This is a genomic window from Roseitalea sp., from assembly GCF_984466335.1.
This window is the reverse complement of record NZ_CFIFWG010000196.1, coordinates 1-4,719: the sequence shown is the minus strand read 5'-3', so window position 1 is coordinate 4,719 and position 4,719 is coordinate 1. Positions and strand designations below refer to the sequence as shown.

General features: G+C 66.5%; 6 protein-coding genes and 1 pseudogene. 1 reads left to right on the top strand and 6 read right to left on the bottom strand.

Features of this window, described 5'->3' with window-relative positions; all coding sequences use genetic code 11:
- From AC5E6L_RS14075 to AC5E6L_RS14060, 4 genes are all read right to left on the bottom strand, one after another.
- Window positions 1-459 (bottom strand): histidine phosphatase family protein (locus AC5E6L_RS14075; protein ID WP_491774103.1); only part of this gene is annotated, 459 nt, incomplete at its 3' end.
- A 27-nt stretch (window positions 460-486) separates the two neighbouring features.
- Window positions 487-1,299: an enoyl-ACP reductase FabI gene (gene fabI, locus AC5E6L_RS14070; RefSeq protein ID WP_491774101.1), complete on the bottom strand. Its 813-nt coding sequence runs from the start codon at window positions 1,297-1,299 to the stop codon at window positions 487-489.
- A 102-nt stretch (window positions 1,300-1,401) separates the two neighbouring features.
- Window positions 1,402-2,364 (bottom strand): DnaJ C-terminal domain-containing protein, encoded by a 963-nt coding sequence (locus tag AC5E6L_RS14065; protein ID WP_491774099.1) that lies wholly within the window; start codon window positions 2,362-2,364, stop codon window positions 1,402-1,404.
- A gap of 73 nt (window positions 2,365-2,437) precedes the next feature.
- Window positions 2,438-2,923, bottom strand: coding sequence for an RT0821/Lpp0805 family surface protein (locus tag AC5E6L_RS14060; protein WP_491229687.1), 486 nt, complete (start codon window positions 2,921-2,923; stop codon window positions 2,438-2,440).
- On the opposite strand from AC5E6L_RS14060, the gene pdxH reads away from it, so the two are divergent.
- On the top strand, window positions 2,895-3,620 hold the full coding sequence (gene pdxH / locus AC5E6L_RS14055) for a pyridoxamine 5'-phosphate oxidase (protein ID WP_491229686.1): 726 nt from the start codon (window positions 2,895-2,897) through the stop codon (window positions 3,618-3,620). The genes AC5E6L_RS14060 and pdxH overlap by 29 nt on opposite strands.
- Before the next feature lie 68 nt (window positions 3,621-3,688).
- On the opposite strand, the gene AC5E6L_RS14050 is transcribed toward pdxH, so the two are convergent.
- The gene (locus tag AC5E6L_RS14050; protein ID WP_491229684.1) at window positions 3,689-4,450 is read right to left on the bottom strand and encodes an ABC transporter permease; all 762 of its coding nucleotides are present in this window, start codon (window positions 4,448-4,450) and stop codon (window positions 3,689-3,691) included.
- Window positions 4,447-4,719: pseudogene (locus AC5E6L_RS14045) on the bottom strand (multidrug ABC transporter ATP-binding protein); the annotation flags it as partial. The gene AC5E6L_RS14050 and the pseudogene AC5E6L_RS14045, both read right to left, overlap by 4 nt.

The window sequence follows — 4,719 nt, the reverse complement described above, 5'->3', positions numbered from 1 at the left end:
GACGATCACGCTCGGTCCCGAAAGCCGTTCAAGGAAGCGGCGCACGCGCTTGACGGCCGCCGCATAGCTCTCGCCGCCGGGCGCCGTGAAGTTCCACTTGTCGCTCTCGCGCGCGGCGAGAAGACCGCCATGCTCGGATGCGAGCTCCTCCAGCGTATGGCCCTCCCAGTCGCCGAACGTGACCTCCACCAGGTCGGCGTCGGTTTCATAGGCTTGCGGGGCGCAGCCGAGACCGGCGCGCACGATCTCCATGGTGGCGCGCGTGCGTCCGAGCGGGCTTGCCACGAACCGCCACCCGGTCCAGTCGGCGCGTTCGGCGCGCAGCATGTCGGCATAGGCGCGCGCCTGCCGGCGCCCGAGCGCGTTGACCGGAATGTCCATCTGGCCCTGGAAGCGCCGTTCGCGGTTCCAGTCCGTCTCGCCGTGACGGATCATGTAGAACGGATGGTCGGGTCTCATGCCGGTGCCTGAACGCCGCCCGCCGCGCTATTGCTTGGTGATGTCGGGCGCGTCGACCGCCTTCATGCCGACCACATGGTAGCCGCTGTCGACATGGTGCACCTCGCCGGTGACCGACCGTGAAAGGTCGCTCAGAAGGTAAAGGGCGGCATCGCCCACCTCGTCGATCGTGACGGTCTTGCGCAGCGGCGAATTGTACTGGTTCCATTTGAGGATGTAGCGGAAATCGCCGATACCGGACGCGGCCAGCGTCTTGATCGGCCCCGCCGACAGCGCGTTGACGCGGATGTTGCGCGGTCCCAGGTCGACGGCCAGATATCTGACGCTGGCTTCGAGCGCCGCCTTGGCGACGCCCATCACATTGTAGTGCGGCATCACCTTCTCGGCGCCGTAATAAGTCAGCGTCAGGATGGAGCCGCCATTGGTCATCAGCGGCTCGGCGCGGCGGGCGAGATCGGTCAGCGAGTAGACCGATATGTCCATCGACCGGCTGAAATTGTCGCGGCTCGTGTCGACATAGCGACCGGTCAGTTCGTCCTTGTCGGAGAAGGCGACGGCGTGGACGAGAAAATCGAGCCGCCCCCAGGTCTTGTCCAGATATGCGAAGGCGGCGTCGAGCGAGGCCGGCTCGGTGACGTCCAGATGGCCCGCAATCAGCGCGTTCAGCTCCTGGGCGAGCGGTTCGACGCGACGCCGGAGCGCATCGCCCTGATAGGTGAAGGCCAGTTCGGCGCCGTGGGCGGCGCAGGATTTCGCGATGCCCCAGGCCACCGAGCGGTTGTTGGCAAGCCCGATCACCAGCCCGCGCTTGCCTTTCATCAGGCCTGAACCCATACTCATCTCGGCCACTCCGCTCCGCCCGCTTCCCGACGCGGGCGCATATCGCACAGCACCGGAACCGCTTCAAGGTGAAACGCCCGGACGGCGGCGCTGCCGCCCGGCTCAGCCCTTGGCCTTCTCTGCCGAATAGAGCGCTTGCAGCCGCTCGCGATCGTCGTCGTCGAGCCGGATCTGGAGAACCGCGAACAGGTCGCCGCGTTTGCCCGTCCGGTCGGGCAGGCCGTGGCCCGGCACGCGAAGCGTCCGGCCCGAAGAGGTCCAAGGCGCGACCTTGAGCGCGATCTTCCTGCCCTCGGGCGTCGTCGCGGTCACCTTGCCGCCCGCGACGGCGGTCGCGAGCGCGACCTCGACGTCCGCATGGACGTTGCGTCCGTCGATGCGCAGGCCGGGCTCGGACCGGATGCGGACCTTGGCCAGAAGGTCGCCGTGATGGCCCGCCGGGCCGGCCTCGCCCTGGCCCTTCAGGCGGATGGTCTGGCCGTCCTCGACGCCCCTTGGGAGCTGGACGGCGATCGTGCGTCCGTCCTTGAGCGTCAGTTTCGCCTTGCCGGCGCTGATCGCCTGGGCGGCCGACACGGCCAGCGGAACCTCCACGTCCCGCCCCCTTTGCGGCCGGGCGCGGTGCGCGCCGGCGACCGGATCACCGAACAGGTCGTCGATGTCGGCGCTTGAAAAGGCGCGCCCGGCCCGCCCGCCCGCGCCACGCCCGAACATCGTCTTGAGAATATCCTCGGCATCGATGCCGCCGCCTTTCGGATAGCCGCGCGCGCGGCGGCCGAACATATCTTCGAAACCATCGGCGCCGGTGAAGCCGTTTCCGCCCGGATAGCCATGGAACCGTTCCCTGCCCTCGGCGTCGATCTCGCCGCGGTCGAAGCGCTTGCGCTTGTCTTCGTCACCGACGACCTCATAGGCGCGCGAGATGTCGGCGAAACGCTCCTTGGCCTTCGTGTCGTCCGGATTGGCGTCCGGGTGGTACGTTTTCGCCAGCTTGCGGAAGGCGGACTTTATGTCCGTCGCGCTCGCCGTCCTGGAGACGCCGAGCACCGCATAAGGATCGCGCATCAATCCCTCCAAACATCACGCATTGTCCGTGATATGGGTGAGGCGCGGATGCTATTCTAGGGCCTTTGGGGTGTCAGGCGCCGTCGCCCCCGCCGAGCGGGCTCAGCGAGCGGGTCCACCAACCCGAACGCGGATCGAGGCAAACCTCGCCGCGATACATGCTCACCCCGTCATAGGCGTTCCGCGTGGCCGCAAAGCGGCGGCAGGTCTGCCCCGCGATCCGCCCCTGGCTGATATCGGTGACCGTCCCGGACGAGCCGGTGGCCGCGCTGGCCCAGGGCAGGCTGCCGGCCGTCAGCCTGGCGAGGTCGGCCGTCGTCACGGCGAGCCGGATCGTGTCCTCGTCGATGAGCCGATCTGTCGCGCTCGCATCGCCCCGCCGTTCCGCGGCGAACGGGTCGACGGCGATCGAAGGCGACGGCTCGGCCATCGAGATGGCGTTTGTGGAAAGCGTCTCGTCGATCGCGCCGCCGCCGATGACGCAGCCCGCAAGCGCGAGCGCGCCGGCAAGGCCGGTCGCCGCGCGCGCGATTGCCGCGCCTTGCTTGACAGCGCGCACGCATGGATCGATTTTCGCAACCGCTGCACCCAAGGCGAACAACGCCGTACCCCGAAACACCCATCAGAGGCGAAACATGGCCCAAGCTCGGTTAACAGAAGGTGATCCCCTGGACGCGACCGATCCGTTCGGCCTGTTCGCCGACTGGCTCGCCGAGGCGAGGCGAACCGAGCCGAACGATCCCAACGCGCTGTCGCTTGCGACCGTCGACGCCCAGGGACTGCCCAATGTGCGCATGGTCCTGCTCAAGGGGTTCGATGAAGCCGGTTTTGTCTTCTACACGAACTTCGAAAGCCAGAAGGGCGCCGAACTGCTCGGCACGATGAAGGCGGCCATGTGTTTCCATTGGAAGTCGCTGCGCCGGCAGGTTCGCCTGCGTGGGCCGGTGACGGTCGTCAGCGATGTCGAGGCCGACGCCTATTATCAGTCGCGCCCGCGCGGCAGCCGCATCGGGGCCTGGGCGTCGCGTCAGTCGCGGCCGCTGGAAAGCAGGTTCGCGCTCGAAAAGGAAGTGGCCCGCTACACCGCCAAATACGCTCTGGGCGCCATCCCGCGTCCGCCGCACTGGTCCGGCTTCCGGCTGTCGCCGACCCATGTCGAGTTCTGGCGGGACGGCAAGTTCCGCCTGCACGACCGCTTCATCTTCACCCGCGACGGGGAAGGGGCCGCCTGGCGCACGGCGCGCTATTTTCCGTGAGAGGGGTGAAGGCATGGCGATCCCGCTGCGCCCATAGGCCGTGATCCCGGCGCGGCGGCGGCGGCCGGTCACTTTTTCAGCCGGTAGCCGGTCTTGAAGATCCACCATACAAGCGTGCAGCAGATCGTCAGGAAAACGAGGATCGCCGCGATCGAGATGGCCGGGCTCACGTCGGAGATTTCGTAGAAACTCCAGCGGAAGCCGCTGACCAGGTACAGAACCGGGTTGAACAGCGTGACGGTCTGCCAGAACTCCGGCAGCATGTCGATCGAATAGAAGCTGCCGCCCAGGAAGACGAGCGGCGTGATGATCAGAAGCGGGACGATCTGGAGTTGCTCGAACCCTTCCGCCCATATGCCGATGATAAATCCCAGCAGCGAGAAGGTGGTCGCCGTCAAGATCAGGAAGAACAGCATCCAGAACGGATGCGCCACCTGAAGGTCGACGAACAGCGTCGCGGTCGCCAGGATGATCGCACCCAGGATCAGCGACTTGGTCGCCGCCGCGCCGACATAGCCGCACAGGATCTCGAAGGTGGAGACGGGGGCGGACAGAAGCTCGTAGATCGTGCCCGTGAACTTGGGAAAATAGATGCCGAAGGCCGCGTTCGACACGCTCTGGGTCAGAAGCGACAGCATCACAAGGCCGGGAACGAGGAACGCACCGTAGGAGACGCCGTCGATCTCGCCCATCTGTCCGCCGATCGCCGCGCCGAACACGACGAAATAGAGCGATGTCGACAGGACCGGCGAGACGACGCTCTGGCCGAGCGTGCGCCACATGCGCGCCATCTCGTAGCAATAGATCGCCCGGATCGCGTGCACGTTCATGCCGATTCCCTCACAAGGTTAACGAAGATGTCCTCAAGAGAGCTCTGGCGCGTCGACAGGTCGTTGACGCGGATATCGGCCTGTGAAAGGCCGGCGAGCAAGCGCGTGATGCCGGTGCGTTCGGCCGTCGCGTCATAGTCGTAGGTCAGCACGCTGCCATCGTCCGAAAGCGTCAGCGCGCCGGCGAATTCGGACAGGCGTTCGGGAATCCGGCCGATCGGCGCGTGCAGTTCCAGCCGCAGCGACTTGCGGCCGAGCTTGGCCATCAG